This is a genomic window from Campylobacter showae, assembly GCF_963515975.1.
Taxonomy (GTDB): Bacteria; Campylobacterota; Campylobacteria; order Campylobacterales; family Campylobacteraceae; genus Campylobacter_A; species Campylobacter_A showae_F.
Map to the genome: position 1 here is coordinate 1 of NZ_CAUPZM010000036.1, position 16,521 is coordinate 16,521.

The 16,521-nt window shown below is 48.6% G+C and carries 16 protein-coding genes; 7 read left to right on the forward strand and 9 right to left on the reverse strand.

What is annotated here, in order from left to right; translation table 11 throughout:
- Positions 1 to 221: 221 nt before the first annotated feature.
- Together RWM02_RS09940 and RWM02_RS09945 are read right to left on the reverse strand one after the other, a co-directional pair.
- Positions 222 to 1,601 (reverse strand): DUF945 family protein, encoded by a 1,380-nt coding sequence (locus tag RWM02_RS09940; RefSeq protein WP_314071819.1) that lies wholly within the window; start codon positions 1,599 to 1,601, stop codon positions 222 to 224.
- A gap of 21 nt (positions 1,602 to 1,622) precedes the next feature.
- A complete protein-coding gene (locus RWM02_RS09945; RefSeq protein ID WP_314071822.1) occupies positions 1,623 to 2,000 on the reverse strand; it encodes a RidA family protein in 378 nt (125 codons plus the stop codon).
- Positions 2,001 to 2,095: 95 nt separating this feature from the next.
- Between RWM02_RS09945 and cheQ the strand changes: the two genes are divergently transcribed.
- The 3 genes from cheQ (at position 2,096) to RWM02_RS09960 (ending at position 4,247) form a co-directional block, all read left to right on the forward strand.
- Positions 2,096 to 2,569: a cheVAW transcriptional regulator CheQ gene (gene cheQ, locus RWM02_RS09950; protein WP_314071825.1), complete on the forward strand. Its 474-nt coding sequence runs from the start codon at positions 2,096 to 2,098 to the stop codon at positions 2,567 to 2,569.
- A 235-nt stretch (positions 2,570 to 2,804) separates the two neighbouring features.
- Complete coding sequence (locus RWM02_RS09955; protein WP_314071827.1) at positions 2,805 to 3,857, forward strand: TRAP transporter substrate-binding protein; 1,053 nt, start codon at positions 2,805 to 2,807, stop codon at positions 3,855 to 3,857.
- Positions 3,858 to 4,046: 189 nt separating this feature from the next.
- Positions 4,047 to 4,247, forward strand: a complete 201-nt coding sequence (locus tag RWM02_RS09960) for a hypothetical protein (protein WP_314071829.1) — start codon at positions 4,047 to 4,049, stop codon at positions 4,245 to 4,247.
- A 415-nt stretch (positions 4,248 to 4,662) separates the two neighbouring features.
- On the opposite strand, the gene RWM02_RS09965 is transcribed toward RWM02_RS09960, so the two are convergent.
- The 5 genes from RWM02_RS09965 to RWM02_RS09985 form a co-directional block, all read right to left on the reverse strand.
- On the reverse strand, positions 4,663 to 5,223 hold the full coding sequence (locus tag RWM02_RS09965; protein ID WP_314071831.1) for a Fe-S-containing hydro-lyase: 561 nt from the start codon (positions 5,221 to 5,223) through the stop codon (positions 4,663 to 4,665).
- 9 nt (positions 5,224 to 5,232) lie between these two features.
- Complete coding sequence (locus tag RWM02_RS09970; protein ID WP_314071834.1) at positions 5,233 to 6,078, reverse strand: fumarate hydratase; 846 nt, start codon at positions 6,076 to 6,078, stop codon at positions 5,233 to 5,235.
- Positions 6,079 to 6,459: 381 nt separating this feature from the next.
- Positions 6,460 to 7,791 carry a hemolysin family protein gene (locus RWM02_RS09975; protein WP_314071837.1) on the reverse strand — a complete coding sequence of 444 codons (1,332 nt, stop codon included), beginning with the start codon at positions 7,789 to 7,791 and terminating at the stop codon, positions 6,460 to 6,462.
- Positions 7,792 to 8,171: 380 nt separating this feature from the next.
- Positions 8,172 to 8,384: a hypothetical protein gene (locus tag RWM02_RS09980; protein ID WP_314071840.1), complete on the reverse strand. Its 213-nt coding sequence runs from the start codon at positions 8,382 to 8,384 to the stop codon at positions 8,172 to 8,174.
- A 182-nt stretch (positions 8,385 to 8,566) separates the two neighbouring features.
- Positions 8,567 to 9,022, reverse strand: coding sequence for a DUF411 domain-containing protein (locus tag RWM02_RS09985; RefSeq protein ID WP_314071843.1), 456 nt, complete (start codon positions 9,020 to 9,022; stop codon positions 8,567 to 8,569).
- 124 nt (positions 9,023 to 9,146) lie between these two features.
- Here RWM02_RS09985 and RWM02_RS09990 point away from each other — a divergent pair, with 124 nt between their 5' ends.
- A complete protein-coding gene (locus tag RWM02_RS09990; RefSeq protein WP_314071846.1) occupies positions 9,147 to 10,151 on the forward strand; it encodes a putative transporter in 1,005 nt (334 codons plus the stop codon).
- Between the two features lie 372 nt (positions 10,152 to 10,523).
- Positions 10,524 to 11,333 carry a M48 family metallopeptidase gene (locus RWM02_RS09995; RefSeq protein ID WP_314071847.1) on the forward strand — a complete coding sequence of 270 codons (810 nt, stop codon included), beginning with the start codon at positions 10,524 to 10,526 and terminating at the stop codon, positions 11,331 to 11,333.
- 351 nt (positions 11,334 to 11,684) lie between these two features.
- On the opposite strand, the gene murI is transcribed toward RWM02_RS09995, so the two are convergent.
- A complete protein-coding gene (gene murI, locus RWM02_RS10000; RefSeq protein ID WP_314071849.1) occupies positions 11,685 to 12,632 on the reverse strand; it encodes a glutamate racemase in 948 nt (315 codons plus the stop codon).
- A 212-nt stretch (positions 12,633 to 12,844) separates the two neighbouring features.
- Between murI and RWM02_RS10005 the strand changes: the two genes are divergently transcribed.
- Positions 12,845 to 13,471, forward strand: a complete 627-nt coding sequence (locus tag RWM02_RS10005) for a GNAT family N-acetyltransferase (RefSeq protein ID WP_314071852.1) — start codon at positions 12,845 to 12,847, stop codon at positions 13,469 to 13,471.
- Between the two features lie 356 nt (positions 13,472 to 13,827).
- On the forward strand, positions 13,828 to 14,868 hold the full coding sequence (locus RWM02_RS10010) for an isoaspartyl peptidase/L-asparaginase family protein (protein WP_314071855.1): 1,041 nt from the start codon (positions 13,828 to 13,830) through the stop codon (positions 14,866 to 14,868).
- 121 nt (positions 14,869 to 14,989) lie between these two features.
- Here the strand turns inward: RWM02_RS10010 and RWM02_RS10015 are convergent.
- Positions 14,990 to 16,521 (reverse strand): ribonucleoside triphosphate reductase (locus RWM02_RS10015; RefSeq protein ID WP_314071858.1); only part of this gene is annotated, 1,532 nt, incomplete at its 5' end.

Consider the following 16,521-nt stretch of genomic DNA (forward strand, 5'->3'; position numbering starts at 1 on the left):
AAAGGTGGTTTCTCAATTCGTGAGCTCGAATTATACAGATAGGATGCTTAAAAAATACTGAAGAATAAGAGGATTGAGAATAAAATTTAGAGATTCTTTGTTGGCCGTTTTGTTAAATTTGATCTATCAGAAATTTACTTTAATATATAGGCAAAAATAAAATTCATTTAGCGGACAAAGTGGTAAATTTTGCGCTATCGTCCGCTAAAAATAAAACGAAATCAGTTTGCCATTAGGCTCATTATAAATTCTTTGAGCGAAATTTTATCGTTTACGAGCAGGTCGTCGCTACCGACGTCGTGTTTAAATTTCGCGCTCATATACTCGCCGTCTTTGGCAAAAAGCGAATTTACGCGCTCCTCAAAAGGCTTGATACCGTCCATCATTTGGTTAAAGTCGCTATCGGCCATTAGCCCCTTATATGTGCTCAAAAACTCCGTTATAGACGCGGCTTGCACCTTTATCTCGCCGTCAAATTTGATCGCTTTTAGCGCCGTTTGGATATCCGCGTCGTCATCTAGCGCTTTACTTTCCGCGCCGAGCCCTGATGCGTCGGCTACGGCATTAAATTTTAGCTCTTTGCCGTTTGGGTTTTTAAAGCTAAAATTTTTAATCTCCATCACGTAGTTTTTGCTCATCAAAATTTTATAAAGAGCCGACTCTTTCGGGCCAGTGACGTACATCGCCATCGCTTCTTTATTTACGTTTTTCTCGTTTAGGCTCAAATTTAGCTGCGTGAATGCCTTTTTGCCGTCTACGTCAAGCGCGCCTAGACTCACGTCGGTAAGCGTATCGAGGAGATTTGCGTCTGCGTTTTGCTTTATCTGCGTCAAAAACGACATACCCTCAATGCCGACCGATTTTGGAAAATCATAGCCCTTAGCGCTGTTAAAGCTCATTTTCTCGGCCTTTAGCCCGATTTTAGCTATATTTTCGTAGGCGGTTTGTATATTTATAAACGAGATGAGATCGTCAAAGCTCTTAAAGTCGTTAAGCTCGATGAGCGCGGAGGCGTTTTCTATATCGACCTTATCCACGCCGTCCGTATCGCCGCCGATTTTACCGAAGCCGAATTCTAGGGATTTTATCTTATTTTCTTTTATTTGCGCCTTTGCAAACGGCTTTGAGATTACGAAGCTAGAGTCATCTTCATTTGTTTTGATATCGGCCAAATTTAACGTCACGTCGCGGGTTTTATCAAATTTTATCAGCGCATCGATGCTCAAAAACTCGTCCGTACCGAAAAATTTCTTTAGAGAGAGCGCGGCTTCGGGCGTTAGCGCTTTTACGTCGCTATGAGCCTTAAATCCGCTAAATAGCTCGGCAAATCCGTGTTTTAGCGTCGTTTTGGCTTCAAATTTGATCGGATCGTTGCCGTCGGTGAGCTCGAGTTTTAGCACCGCGCGCGAGCTAAACAGCCCTTTGTCGTAGTCATTTTCTACCGCGTTTGCTTTTATATTAAAAAATCCAAGCTTGAGCGTCTCGCTAGTTAGCCTCGCTACGCCCCTATCGTAGGACTCTTTGGCTTTAGACGAGCTGTAAAACGCGACTCCAAAAACCGCGATCAAAACGACCGCAAGCGCAAATATAACCTTTTTCATTTTTTTCCTTGATTTTAAATTTTACTTCGTCGCCGCGATAAGCTCGATCTCGACTAGACCGCCTTTTGGCAGCGTTTTAACGGCTATCGTACTTCTAGCTGGATACGGCTCGCTAAAAAATTTAGCGTAGATTTCGTTTACGGCCATAAAGTCCTCGATGTCTGCTAGAAAAATCGTCGTTTTTACCGCATTTTCAAAGCCAAGCCCCGCCTGCGCCAAAATCGCCTTTAAATTTAGCATCGACTGCTCCGCCTGAGTCCTCACGTCCTCGCCCGCAAATTTACCCTCCGGCGTAACGCCAAGCTGTCCTGAAATAAACAGAAATCCGTTTGCCTCGATCGCCTGCGAATACGGTCCGATCGCTTGTGGAGCGTCTTTTGTAGAGACAACCTTTTTCATTTTCATCCTTTGTAAAATTTGGGGCGCATATTACCTAATTTATGGCCAAAAAAGCAAATTTCGCTATAATTTCCCGCAAGAAAGGCACGAAAAATATGAAAATAACCCTTGCGCCAAACGAGTTTTTAGATGATTACGTTCTTGGCTGCGAATTTGCGCGAAATGCCGAAATCTCGGGCAATGCGTATCTGTTTTGGAGCGGCGCCATCTGCGCTAAATTTGAAAACTCGCGCATCGTTTTTCTGCATAAAAAATGCATTCCCGAGCGATTTAAGCAGGCCACCGCGCGCTGTAGCGATCTAGCCGGACTCGTGCTCACATCGGCATTTTGCTCGTTTACGACTCTAGCGCCTTCGCACCTCGTCGCCAAAAACGGCTCCAAACTCTACCCGCTTTTTGATCTACGCGAAATTTGCGGGATAAAATTTATAAATTTAAAGAAATTTTACGACGACTTCGGGCTTGACTACGATTACAGGATTTATATCGAAAAGTGCTCGTTTTTCTCGCCTGCGCCGCTTGAAAAGCGCATAAAGCTAACAGAAACGATGTGCCTGGGGTATTATTAAATTTGACTGCAAAACCCGCTCAAATTTAACGCCAAAATACTACGCCGAATTTGTTCTGCAAATTTCAACCGCCCCCGATCGCTGCAACATAAAATTTAATTTTCGTAACATTTTAGAAATTTATTTACGTTTTTACTCATTCGCAGTAAATTTTGGCAGCTTAAATTTTAAAATTAATCAAAAAATATAATGCAAAACTCTATAATCGGTAAATTTAAAACCGAAAGGAGAAAAAATGAAACTATTTTCAGCGCTGGCTTTGTGCGCTGCGATGGCGTTTAGCGCGCAGGCTGCGGAAAAATACAAAATCAAATTCGCCTCCACCTACGAGAGCAACGTGCCCGTACTAGGCGACGCACCAAAGAAATTTAAAGAACTCGTGGAAAAGATGAGCGACAACCGTATCGAGGTTCGCGTCGACTATCCGTCCAAGCACAAGGCGGCGTTCGCGCTGCTTGATATGGTCAAAAGCGCCCAGTACGACGTAGCTTTCACCGCGAGCTACTTTTATAAGGGCAAGGACGCCAAGCTCATGCTCTTTACGACCGTGCCTTTTGGTATGAATAAGGCCGAGCAGGACGCATGGTACGCGTACGGCGGGGGTAAGGAGCTCGCGCAAAAGGTCTTTGGCGAGCAGGGCATCGTGACCTTTCACGGCGGAAATTTCGGCATGCAAATGGGCGGCTGGTTTAAAAAAGAGATCAAAAGTACGGACGATCTAAAGGGACTAAAACTGCGCATGGCGGGGCTTGGCGGCGAGATAATGGCAAAACTGGGGGCCAGCATCAACACCGTCCCGATCGGCGAGCTATACATGGCGATGGAGATGAACACGATCGACGCCGTCGAGTGGGTCTGCCCTGCGATCGATATAAATTTCGGCTTTCAAAAGGTGGCTAAATTTTACTACACCGGCTGGCAGGAGCCCGCTAGCGAAAACGAATTCTACATCAACAAAAAGCTCTGGGACAAGCTACCCGCCGATCTCCAAGCTATCGTAGAAACCGCGACCAAGGCCGTAGCGGCCGACGTCTACGAGTCGGCGGTCTATCAAAACTCGCTAGTCCTTGATAAAATCAAAAGCGAGTATCCCGACGTAAAAATCGCCTCGTTTCCGCCCGAGGTCATAGCCGCGCTGCGCAAAGCCACGGACGAAATCCTAGACGAACTCTCGGCCAAAGACGCGACGTTTAAGGAAATTTTGGACTCGCAAAAAGCCTTTATGAAAAAGGCTAGAGTCTGGACGCAGATCTCCGAAAACAGCTACATAAACAGCACTACGGAGTGATCCCGCTAAATTTAACGAGCCGTCCGAGTAAAATTTGACGGCTCGAAAGCTGGTGCAAATTTGAGATTAAAGCCGGTTTACTCAAATTTGACTCGCGACTCATTACGCCAAACCTAGTCTCGAAAAGAGGAGTAAATTTTAACCCAATAATGCTAAAATCACGCAACCGCCAAATTTAAAAGGAAGGTCATGAAAGTATCTAAATTTTGCCTTTTGGCTGTGATTTTTTGCGGTCTTGGCGACGCAAATCTAAACGCTCAAACGACGAAAGCCGAGCCAATGGAAAAAACGGTAATCGATTTTTACCAAACAAACTACGGCAACGGCGAAGTGCAACCTATCACCTCAGAGTGGCTGACTCCCGAGCTTGACGGGCTGATTTACGATTAGTTCGGCTCTGCGCTCGGATGTCTGAGCGGCATAGAGCACGTATCGTCCGATCTGGATCTTGACCCCTTTATAGGTTCGCACGAGATTGAGGAGCTCAAAAACTTTAGCGCAAAAGCGGTCTCAGAGAATGAGGTACGAGTCAAATTTGAGCTATTCGGCGAAAAACGGGATATAACTTTGCGCCTAATTTGCGATAAAGATTGCCTGATCGACGACGTAAAGCTTAGCGATGGAGGCTTGTTAAAGGCTAAGATTAAGAAATCTCTAAAAGCGGCGTATCCGAGTAACTACGGCAAAATTTTTAAAGAGTGAGCGTAAAATTTGAGAGTTTAACGTGCCGTTTGGTTTCAAATTTGCCCATAAAGAGCGGCGAGGAGATCGAGGCGCGAGCTAGCGATAACCCGCGCCGAAAAATTTATATTTTTCTATACGGAGCCTGTCCGACTTCGTAGAAGTTATTACCCTCGCTATCGATCGCTACGATAGCTGGGAAGTCCTCGACCGTAAGTCTCGCGACCGCCTCGGGTCCTAGCTCTGGATAGGCTAGCACTTCGTACTTTTTGATACTTTGGCTAATTAGCGCGCCCGCACCCCCGATAGCGACCATATAGACGCAGCCTGAATTTTTCATCGCTTCGACGACGGCGTCGCTACGATATCCTTTGCCGATCATGCCGTTGATACCTACTTCGTTTATCATCGTCGGAGTGTATTTGTCCATGCGTCCGCTAGTAGTCGGTCCCGCAGCGCCTATGACGTCGCCCGGTTTTGCGGGGCTGGGTCCTAGGTAGTAGATCGTCTCGCCGGCTAAATTTACGGGCAAGGCCTCGCCGCGAGCCAAAGTCTCGGTTAGCGCCTTGTGCGCGGCGTCGCGGGCTGCGATGATGGTGCCGCTTATTAGTACGTTATCGCCTGCTTTTAGGCTTTTTACGACCTCTTTGTCAAACGGCGCGGTTATCTTTTTTACTTCTGACATCTTTTCTCCTTAAATTTCAGCTTCGGCGTGGCGAGCGGCGTGGCAGTTGATGTTGATAGCGACCGGCAGGCCCGCGATGTGGGTCGGATACCACTCGATGTTTACTTTTACCGCGGTCGTGTCGCCGCCTAGACCTTGCGGTCCGACGCCCGTTTTACAGGCGAGTTCTAGCAACTCCTCCTCTAGTTTGGCGTACCTCGGGTCTGGGTTTTTGCTGTCTGCGTCGCGAGCGGCGGCGTATTTTGCCATTAGCGCGGCTTTATCCATCGTGCCGCCTATGCCCACGCCGATCACCATCGGAGGGCAAGCGTTTGGACCAGCTAGCTTAACTGTGTCTAAAAATACCTTTTTCACGCCCTCTAGGCCATCTGCGGGCACTAGCATTTTTAGAGCCGATTTGTTCTCACTGCCAAAGCCCTTTGGAGCGACTTTTATGTGGATTTTGTCGCCCTTTACTATCCTTACGTTTATGACGGCGGGGGTGTTGTCGGTAGTATTTTTGCGCTCAAATATCGGGTCGTTTACGACTGATTTGCGCAGGTAGCCGCCCACGTAGCCGTCTTTTACGCCCTCGTTTATCGCGTCCTCTAAAAATCCGCCCTCGATATGCACGTCCTGTCCGATATCGACAAACACGACCGCCATGCCCGTGTCTTGGCAGATCGGCGCGACCCGCTTCTGCGCTAGATCGGCGTTTTGGAGTACCTTGCCTAGGATGTCTTTGCCTATCGGCGAGCTCTCGTTTTCTCTAGCTTTTTCAAAAGCCGCTCTCATATCGGGCGTTACGACGTAACAGGCCTGCTTGCAAAGCTCGCTTACGGTTTTGGAGATCGTTTCTGCTTGAACTACTCTCATCTGTCCTCCTATGTTAAATTTGTTTTCTAAATTTCAAAATGTAGAATTTAAATTTTATATTTTATTAAATTTTTGGAAGTTTATCAAAATAAGCTGAAAAGTTAGATTAAATTTGCTGATTTTGAGAGAGTCCGAGAGAAAAATCGGCTGAAATTTAGCAAGGCAAATTTAACGACAATCCCGCAAGAGTCAGCCAAACGGCGATAAATTTAGCGCAAATGCCGCAAGCTCAAATTTGACGAAACGGCTTAAATTTGTGCCGGTTTCAAATACGGCAACATTTTTAAATTTTAGACCGACTTAAATTTGAAAATCCGCTTTCTCGCCTAAAATTTAAAACCAAATTTTCGCCCCGTCCGCAAAGACAAAGCGCAAATTTACTCAGTCCTCGTCCTCTTTTTGCTCAAATTTTCTGCGCACTTTGACGCTAGAGATGCTGGCACCATCCATCTTGCGCACCTCGTAGTAGCAGTTTTCGTCCTCGATCTTGTCGCCTACGATAGGCAAGCGACCGATGAGATTAAAGACGTATCCACCGATCGTTAGCTCCTCGGTCTCGTCGGCAAAGCTTATCCCCATCAGCTCCTCGACGCTCTCTAAATCAAAGCGCCCCTGAAACTCGTATATATTTTCGTTGATCTTTTTGTAGTGCGGGTCGGCGTCGTCGTGCTCGTCGTTAAAGTCGCCTAGGATCTCTTCCATTATATCTTCCATCGTAAGAAGCCCCGCCGTGCCGCCGTATTCGTCTACAACGAGAGCGGCGGAGATTTGCTGCTTGTTCATCATGACTAAGATTTTAGATATTGAGAGGTTCTCGGGCACGATGACGAATTTGCGCACGATGCTGTCAAATTCGCGCTTTTTATTTCCTAGATCGATTTGCAAGATATCTCTGATATGGATCATTCCAAGGATTGCATCCTTGCTGCCGTCGATGTAGGGGTAGCGCGTGTATTTGGACTCAAAGATCACTTTAATGTTTTCTTCGTAGCTTTTTTGCTTGTTTATGCAGATCATATCTCGGCGCGGAGTCATGATCTCTTTGGCGACCGTGTCGGAGAAATCGACCGCATTTTTGATGATCTCGGTCTCAAAGCTGTCTAAAACGCCGCCTTTTAGGCTCTCGCCCACGATGATTTTTATCTCTTCTTCCGAGTGAGCTAGCTCGCTCTCTTTTGCAGGTTTGATGCCTAAAATTTTAAGCGAAACGCCGGCTAAGAAATCAAAAGTCTTGATAAGCGGCGAGAAAACCACCCAAAATACATGTAGCGGACGCGCGATGGCTAGGACTGCTTTTTCTGATTTTGCGATGGCGACTGACTTTGGCACTAGCTCGCCTAGCACCACGTGCATGAGCGTGATCAGCGTAAACGCGATCGCAAATGCGACGGTATGGACTAAGATATCGCTTAGATTAAAGTATGTTTTTAGCGGTTCTTCTATCAGCCTAGCGACCGCAGGCTCGCCGATCCAGCCCAGAGCTAGCGAGCTTAGCGTGATGCCCAGCTGCGTGGCGGAGAGGTAGGTATCTAGGTTATTTGACATATCAAGCGCGGTTTTTGCGTTTGGCACTTTGTCCTTAGCAAGCTCTTCTAGGCGGGTCTTGCGGACTTTGACGATGGAAAATTCTGATAAGACGAAAAAAGCGTTTAGAAATACGAAGAAAAACGCGAGAGCGATCATAAAAAGCGAGTCGGCGCTACTGGGGTGCAATTAAAATCCTTAAAAAATTAAAATGAAATGCGGCGATTATAGCAGAAAATCGGGAATTTTAAACTGAAAGCGCATTTTTGCCACCTCTAGCGCGAGCGAGAGCCGCAGAGGCTATTTTGCCGCGTTTTAGTGCTTTTGGTTGCGTGTGCGCCCTGCTTGCGGCTTAAATTTGAGCGCAAATTTGACCTCCGCGCTAAACTTGTAATACAAATATTGCTTATTTTATGCGAGCTTTGGCTCAAATTTGCGAAATTTATTTAAATTTGAGTCCAAATTTGACGCGCCCAAACCCGCACCGCAAAAATGCTAGCGGTTTAATTTATAAAATTTGAACTAAGCTTACGCCGTCAAATTTGGCAACAAATTTGACGCGTTAAGTCCTAAAACTGCGGTTTGCCGCCGTTTGCCTTCGCGCCGTTTACGAAGTCGATCGCTATTTTTTGGCAGGCCTTTTTGTCCTTTTTCTCAAGGCACAAAGCCTCGAGCTCCTCGCGGCTCATACCTTTGTAATCAGCCACCGTTTTGGTCGTCCCGCCCATATAAAGCCACGTGAGAAAACCCAAAATAAACAGGATAAATATTAATCTCGCCACGCCCGCTCCTTTGTAAATTTATTTTAATGATACAGCGACGGGGGTTAAATTTAGCTTGATTTTGCGCCAAATTTGACGCGATGCGGCGCTCAAATTTAAAAAATATCTCGCGGTAAAATCGCCGCAAAACCCGGCAAAGCGATGACCGCGGCATTGGTAAATTTTACGCCGAACTCGCTAAATTATTTTACCTTCTTGCCGTTTTTATAGCTAGCAAAAACTTCGCTCGTGCCGTCCTTTTTAAACGCAATCACATCGTAGTCCTCGACGATGCCGCCCTGCTCCATGCCGGGGCTTCCCAGCGGCATGCCTGGTACCGAGATACCCACTACGTCGGCAGGTTTGGCGGCTAAAAGCGCCTTTATTTCTTCAGCCGGCACATGCCCCTCGATAGCGTAACCTCCGACTATACCGGTGTGGCAGCTAGATAGCTCCGGTGGAATGCCGTATTTGTTTTTCGTTTCGATTATCGCGTTCGTTTTGTGCTCTATGATCTCAAAGCCGCTTTTTTTCATTATCTCGCCCCACTTTCCGCAACAACCGCAGTCCGGGCTTTTATAAACTTCGATCGTCTCGCCGCCCAGCACCGCCGACGCAAGCGCCGAAAATAGCACAAATCCCAAAATAGTCTTTTTCATTTTCATCCTTTGTAAAAAAATCGCCGGATTTTAACGTAATACGCATAACAGTAATCTAACGCGCATAAATTTAGCCGGGTTTTGCTATACTTTGCGATTAAATCTCAAATTTAAAGGCAAATATATGTTTTCGTCGTTTTTCGCGAATAAAAAATGGGCCGCGTGGGCGTATTTCGGGCTCGCGGCGCTGCTAATCTCTACCTACGCGCAAGTGCAGATGATCGTACTTCTAAACAACTGGTACAAGGACTTTTACGATATCTTGCAAAACGTCAAAGATCACACGATAGACGATTTTTGGACTTGCGTGCTTAGATTTGCCAAGATCGCCTTCCCATACGTCCTGCTTGCGACGATGACGAACTATTTCACGCGCCTTTGGACGTTCAAGTGGCGCGAGGCGATGACGTTTGACTACATAAAATACTGGCGAAACGTCAAAATCGACATCGAAGGCAGCTCGCAACGTATCCAAGAGGATATCTACCGCTTTGCTAAAGTGGTGGAAAATTTAGGCTCACAGGTGGCTGATGCCGTGATGACGCTCATCGCCTTTATCCCGATACTTTGGGCGCTCAGCGGCCAGGTCGATATACCGGTGCTGGGCAAAAGCGAGGGCTCGCTCGTGTGGATCGCGCTAACGGTTAGCATCGGAGGACTTGCGATCTCGTGGTTCGTTGGTATCAAGCTACCGGGGCTTGAGTACAACAACCAAAAAGTCGAAGCCGCATTTAGAAAAGAGCTCGTATACGCCGAGGACGACAAGGCAAACTACGGCGCGCCCGAGAAGCTAGAGGGGCTGTTTAACGACCTAAAGCGAAATTATTACAGGTTATTTTTGCACTACGGTTACTTTGATATCTGGAGATATATGTTTGGTCAAAGCATGGTCATCGTCCCACTCATCGCGATGGGCCCTAGCGTTCTCGCGGGCACTATAACTCTGGGCGTGATGATGCAAGTCGTAAATGCCTTTAGCCAAGTGCGTGGGTCGCTCGCAGTGTTTATGAACAACTGGACGGTCATCACCGAGCTACGCTCTATCCACAAAAGGCTTAAGGAATTTGAGAAAAATATCGAGTACAAGCGCGTTAAGCTCGATGAAAATTTACAAAGCGAGCCTGCGTAAATCAGGCTCTTTTAAATTTAGCTTTTTGATTACGCAGCAACTTGCCTTATTTGACTCGCGCCCATGCCGTGAGCCGCTCAAATTTAGCTTTGACTCGGAAGTAAATTTAACGGCTCGCGGGCGGCGATCAAATTTGAGTTTGCGAGCCGCGTCCGAGCCGACCAAACCGAGCCGCGAAAATTCAAATACGCAAAACGCGGATCCGTTTAAACCAGCCCAAACGGAGCAATTTACGCCGTCAAATTTCCAAAACGCTAATTTACCCGCCATTTCTTTACAAATTTGACGCCGTTAAGCCAAATTTAAACGCCTATTTACGAATTTATAGCCGTTTTAGAGGTATAATCGCCAAAATCTCGCAAAGGATAAAAAATGACGATAAGAAAAATTATTTTACTCGCCGTATTTACCGCGACGATGCTGACGGGCTGCTTCACTAGCTCCACTAGCGGCGGAGCGCTGGGCGAAAACAGGCACCAAATGTTTTTGGTTGGCGAGCAGGAGATGAACGAAGCCGCAGCCAAAGCCTACGTAGAGACGCTAAGCGGCGCGCGCAAAAAAGGCGCGCTAAACATCGATCCCGTGATGACCAAAAGAGTTCAAGACGTCGCCAAGCGCCTAATCGCGCAGGTCGGGGCATTTAGAGAAGATGCGCTCAAGTGGAAATGGGAAGTAAACGTAATCGACGAAAACACGATAAACGCGTGGTGCATGCCGGGCGGCCGCATCGTCGTTTATAGCGGCATCATCAAAAACCTCTCGCTCACAAACGGCGAGCTAGCCGCAGTCATGGGGCACGAGATCGCGCACGCGCTGCGCGAACATAGCCGCGAGCAGGCCAGTACGGATATGCTCAAAAACGTCGGCATTTTCGCCGTTTCGCAGGCTGCGGGACTGGGCGATCTAGCTACCGGCGCCATGAATATGGCCGCACAGTACACCATCTCGCTGCCGTTTTCTCGCTCGCACGAGCGCGAGGCTGACCACATCGGCACGGAGCTGATGGCGCGCGCGGGCTACGACCCTAAAGAGGCGGTGAACGTCTGGGTCAAAATGTCGCAAAAAAGCGGCGGTAGCGTGCCCGAGATACTGAGCACCCACCCGTCTAGCCAAAGCCGTATCGCCGATCTGCGCGAGGTTGCAGCCAAGCTCGAGCCGGTATATCTGCAAGCCAAAAAGTAAAATTTAGCTAGCGTAGCGGCTCTTTTTAAACGCTTGCGGCCAGCTGTTTGAGGTGGCCGTGCTGGCGTTTAATATATTTTGCAAGGCGAATATACGCGTAAAAATCCGCCGCGCACCAAATTTGACGATTAAAATTTAAATTTGCCGCTTTAGCTTCGCTTTTTGATTTGCTTTAAAAGCGGCAAATTTAACTGCATTTGCTTTTTATGGATTTTGGATTAGCTGTTTTTGCCATAAATTTGAGTAGTTTTTGACGCCGATTTACATCGCCACCAGCATCAAATTTGCCCGCAAACCTGCTTTTTTATCGCGCTTTTTATTTGCGCAAAGCGACGCGCGGCGGGTACGGCGTTAGCTAATCTCCCGCATCGCGTCGAGCCGCTTTAAAAACAGTTCCACCTTGCGCAGCTGAGCCGCATCTAGTGCCCTGCCCGAGTAAAAATACTCCACGCTGTTGCCGTTTGGATAGTAAATTTTGCCGCCGCTCTCGCTACGCCCTCCTGCAATATTTTTGCCGACACAGCTTTCGTTACCCCCTTCCGCGTCAAATTTGTAAGTTTGCGCCGATGAATTCGTATCGAATTCTACTTCGTCGCTCGCGTTAAATTTAGCCGCCTGTACTGACAAATCCTCGCCGCGCGCAAGCTTTAGGCCTCCGCCAAGCTCGCTTGATAGACGATTTAGCGTGCCGTCTATGCCGTCGATGATGCGCACGTGAGACGGCAAAATTTCGCGCAAAACATCCTTAAAATAGTTAAAATGCGTGCAACCAAGCACGAGCGAACCGAGGCGCGCGAGCTCAAATTTAGCTAGCTCCTCCCACAGATACGCCCGAACCGCAGGCGAGTCAAACTCCAAATCCTGCGCAAACTCCACGAGGCGGGGCAACGGCAGGCTCCACGTCTCGCACTCCAGCCGCCCAACGAGGCGTGCGAGCTTCTCGCCTGCGATCGTTAGCGGCGTGGCGATGAGCAGCGTCGGGCGCGCTCCGAAGCTGTCCGCAGCGAGCTTGACGGCGGGCTCCATGCCGATAACCGGCACGCTAAATGCGCCGCGAAGCTCCGAGATAGCCGCGCTCGTGGCGGTGTTGCAAGCAACAACAACCCCATCCGCGCCGCGCGAGACCAGAAATCCGACCGCATCAAGGCTTAGTCGCACGATCTCGACCCTACTTTTTGTGCCGTATGGGACGTGATCCTCGTCGGCAAAATACAAAAACTCCGCCTCGCTAAACCGCCGCAAAGCCTCGGCGAGCACGCTTAGCCCGCCGATACCCGAGTCAAAAAACGCTATTTTCAAATCTTTATCCAAGGTTAAATTTAAAAATAGATTATAACTCAAATTTGCGGTAATTTCGCCTTTGGACGCAAATTTTGCCTTTTAGCGGCGGCTAGACCCGCACCTTTACGTCGCTAAAATTCGGACCCGCTTTTAGTTCAAATTTGACGTAAGGGTTGCTGTTTTTAATCAAATTTGGCGTAAAATAGGTTAAATTTAACAAAAGGACCAAGATGCAAGAAAAACCCGCCGACGCAAAATACGAAATCTCGCGCGCCGTCAAGGCTGATCTAGCCGCTATCGCACGCATTTATAACGCGAGCGTTTTGGAGCGAAACGCCACGGCCACGCTGCATCCGGTCGGCATAGAGGAGCGCGAAGCATGGTTTGACGCGCACGAGGCGGCAAATCGCCCTATATACGTGCTGCGCGAGATCTGCGAGGGAAATTTGACGAACAAAGACGGCAAAGCTGATTGCGAGAGAAAATTTGACTCAGACAGCAAAAATCTCGGCGCGCAAAAGATAGGCACCGCAAACCAAAAAGGCGAAATCTTAGCCTGGGGCAGCCTCAGCGACTATCATCCGCGCGAGGGCTACCGCATCACCGCCGAGATCAGCGTCTACGCAGCACCCGAAGCTCGCGGCAAAGGACTGGGCGGGCGGCTGGTAAATTTTATGCTTAAACGCGCGCCCGAATTCGGCGTCAAAAACGTCCTCGCGCTGATATTTTCCAGCAACGCAGCAAGCCTAAATTTGTTTGCAAAATTTGGCTTTACGCGCTGGGGCGAACTGCCCGAGGTCTGCGATATGGGCGGCAAACTCGAGAGCCTAACGATACTGGGTAAGAAACTGGGGTGAATTAAATTTGATCCTGTAGATTAGAATACCTGCGCTTTTACCACGCTACATCTCAATCGCGCTACCAATAATTTCAGGTACCGCACCGATTTTAACGCTTAGCGGACTTAAATTTGCAGCCTCTAGCACCGATATAAATTATGCCGACAATGAAGCCAAATTTGGAGTAAATTTGCCTGAGTAACGCGAGCAATAGGGCGAGCTATATACGGTATTTCACATCTGGCGATAAAAATAGATAGCCAAATTGCTTCATAAATTTTATATAGGCTATCAGTTAGGCAAGAAAATCTTTAACTTATTCTTAAGATATAAAGTTATAATATTATTTTAAATTTTACCCCAAAGGAGACCCCATGAAGCACTTTTCACTCTCAAAGGCCGTTTTTATGGCGGCGAGTTTAGCCCTGCTCGGGCTAACGGCTACGAATGCGCAGGAGAAATTTTCCCCGGTCATCGTCATTCACGGCGGCACCAGCGGGCTTGATCTAACTAAAGAGGAATTTAAAATCCGCGAAGAGCCGATGAATCGTGCGCTTTTGGCCGGTCAAGCCGTGCTTGAAAAAGGCGGTAGCGCGATGGATGCCGTAACGGCGGCCATTATGGTGCTTGAGGACGATCCGAATTTTAACGCGGGCAAGGGCGCGGTATTTACCGCCGACGGATTTAACGAGCTCGACGCCTCGATCATGGACGGCTCGACCAAAAAAGCGGGCGCAGTCGCGATGGCGCGGCATATCAAAAACCCGATCCTAGGCGCCAGGCTCGTGATGGATAAGACGTGGCATACGCTGGTTGCCGGCGAGGGAGCCGACAAGCTCGCCAAAGAAAACGGCCTAGAGATGGTCGATCAGAAGTATTTTTTCACGCAGTTTAGATACGACGCGCTGCAAAAAGCCAAAGAGAAGCAAAAGCTGCTACTTGATAGCGAAAAGGCAAAAAAGACATCGCTAAATTTGCACGAGCGCCCGTATCTTGGCACCGTGGGCGCGATCGCGCTGGATAAAAGCGGCAACCTAGCCGCGGCGACCAGCACCGGCGGTATGACCAACAAAATGACCGGCCGCATCGGCGATAGCCCGATAATCGGCTCTGGAACCTACGCCGACAACGACTCTGTCGCGGTTTCTTGCACCGGCACTGGCGACATCTACATGCGCGTAAATGCCGCGCACGAGGTCTCGGCTCTGTATAAATACAAAACCTCCGACGTGCAAAAGGCCGCCGAAGAAGCGGTAGCTCAGGTCAAAGCGCTCGGCGGCAGCGGCGGCATCATCTCGATCGACAAGCACGGACACACGGGCTTTGCGTGGACTAAAGACAAGCTCGGCATGTATCACGGCGAAGCAAGGCTCGGAGCCAAACCGATCGTTTATTGGCCGCTTGGCGAGAAATGATCAAATTTACCCCGCTTATTTTTACTCGGGCGGGGTCAAATTTAGTTAAATTTTGATTCTATATAAAAATACGGAGTCAAATTAAAAGCGGCAAAACCTAGCTTTGCCGCTCAAATTTAGCCTATTTTACGCTATTTTCGGCCTTAAATTTAGCCAAAAGCTCCTCGTCGCATTTCGGGCAGTATTCGTGCTCGCCGCTGATGTAGCCGTGTTTAGCGCAGACGCTAAAGACCGGCGTTATCGTGATATACGGTAGCTTATAGTTATTTACCACGCCGCGTACGAGATCTTTGCAAGCCTGCGCCGAGCTGATGCGCTCCTTCATGTACAGGTGCAGCACCGTGCCGCCCGTGTAGGAGCTTTGCAGTTCGTCTTGCAGATCGAGCGCCTCGAACGCGTCGTCGGTGAAATTTGCCGGCAGCTGCGTGGAGTTGGTGTAGTATATATTTTCGCCAAAACCGGCCTGGATGATGTCCGGATAGCGCTTTTTGTCCTCTTTGGCGAAGCGATACGTCGTGCCCTCGGCAGGCGTGGCTTCGAGGTTATAAAGGTTGCCGGTGCTCTCTTGAAACTCGCGAATTTTACCGCGCAAAAACTCGATCATCTCGATCGCAAATTCTCGCCCGAAATCGGTCGCGATATTTTCCTTGTCGTTCGTGAAATTACGCAAAAGCTCGTTCATGCCGTTGATGCCGATGGTGCTAAAGTGATTATTAAAGTGTTTTAGATAGCGCGCGGTGTACGGATACAGGCCGCGTTCATACATCTCCTGGATAAAGGCGCGCTTTTTTTCGAGCGTGGATTTGGCTAAATTTAGCAGATACTCAAGGCGCGTGTAGAGCCCCTTTTTATCGCCTTTATATAGGTAGCCTAGGCGAGCTAAATTTAGCGTCACGACGCCGATACTGCCGGTCATCTCTGCACTGCCGAATAGCCCTCCGCCACGCTTTAGCAGCTCGCGTAAATCAAGCTGCAAGCGGCAGCACATCGAGCGCACGTGGCCGGGTTTATAGGCTTTGTCGTTTGCGACGCGGTTGCCGTCTTCATCGGTCGTGTACTGAGAGCCGACGAAATTTTGAAAGTAGCTCGAGCCCATTTTTGCCGTGTTTTCAAAAAGCACCTTCGCCACCTCGCTGTCCCAGTCGAAGTCCTCGGTGATATTTACGGTAGGGATCGGGAAAGTAAATGGCTGCGAGCACTTGTCGCCCTCGGTCATAATCTCGTAAAACGCCTTATCTATGCGGTTCATCTCGGGCTCAAAGGCGCGGTAGGTCATATCGGTTAGCTTGTTAAAGCCGCGCTTGGCAGCCTCCTCAGCAAGCCCCTCGTCCTCTAGGTCGCTAAATATATGCCTATCCTCGCGCGTAGGTATCTGGTCGCGCAGATCGGACGGGCAGGTGATATCGATCGTTACGTTGGTAAACGGACTCTGACCCCAGCGAGCCGGCACGTTTAGGTTAAAGATAAAGCTCGTTATCGCCTTTTTGATCTCTTTATCGCTTAGCTTGTCGCGAAAAACGTAAGGCGCAAGATAGGTGTCAAAGCTGCTAAAGGCCTGTGCGCCAGCCCACTCGCTTTGTAAAATTCCTAGGAAATTGGCCATCTGATAAAGCGCCTCTCTAAAGTGCTTTGGCGCCTTGCTCTCGACCCTGC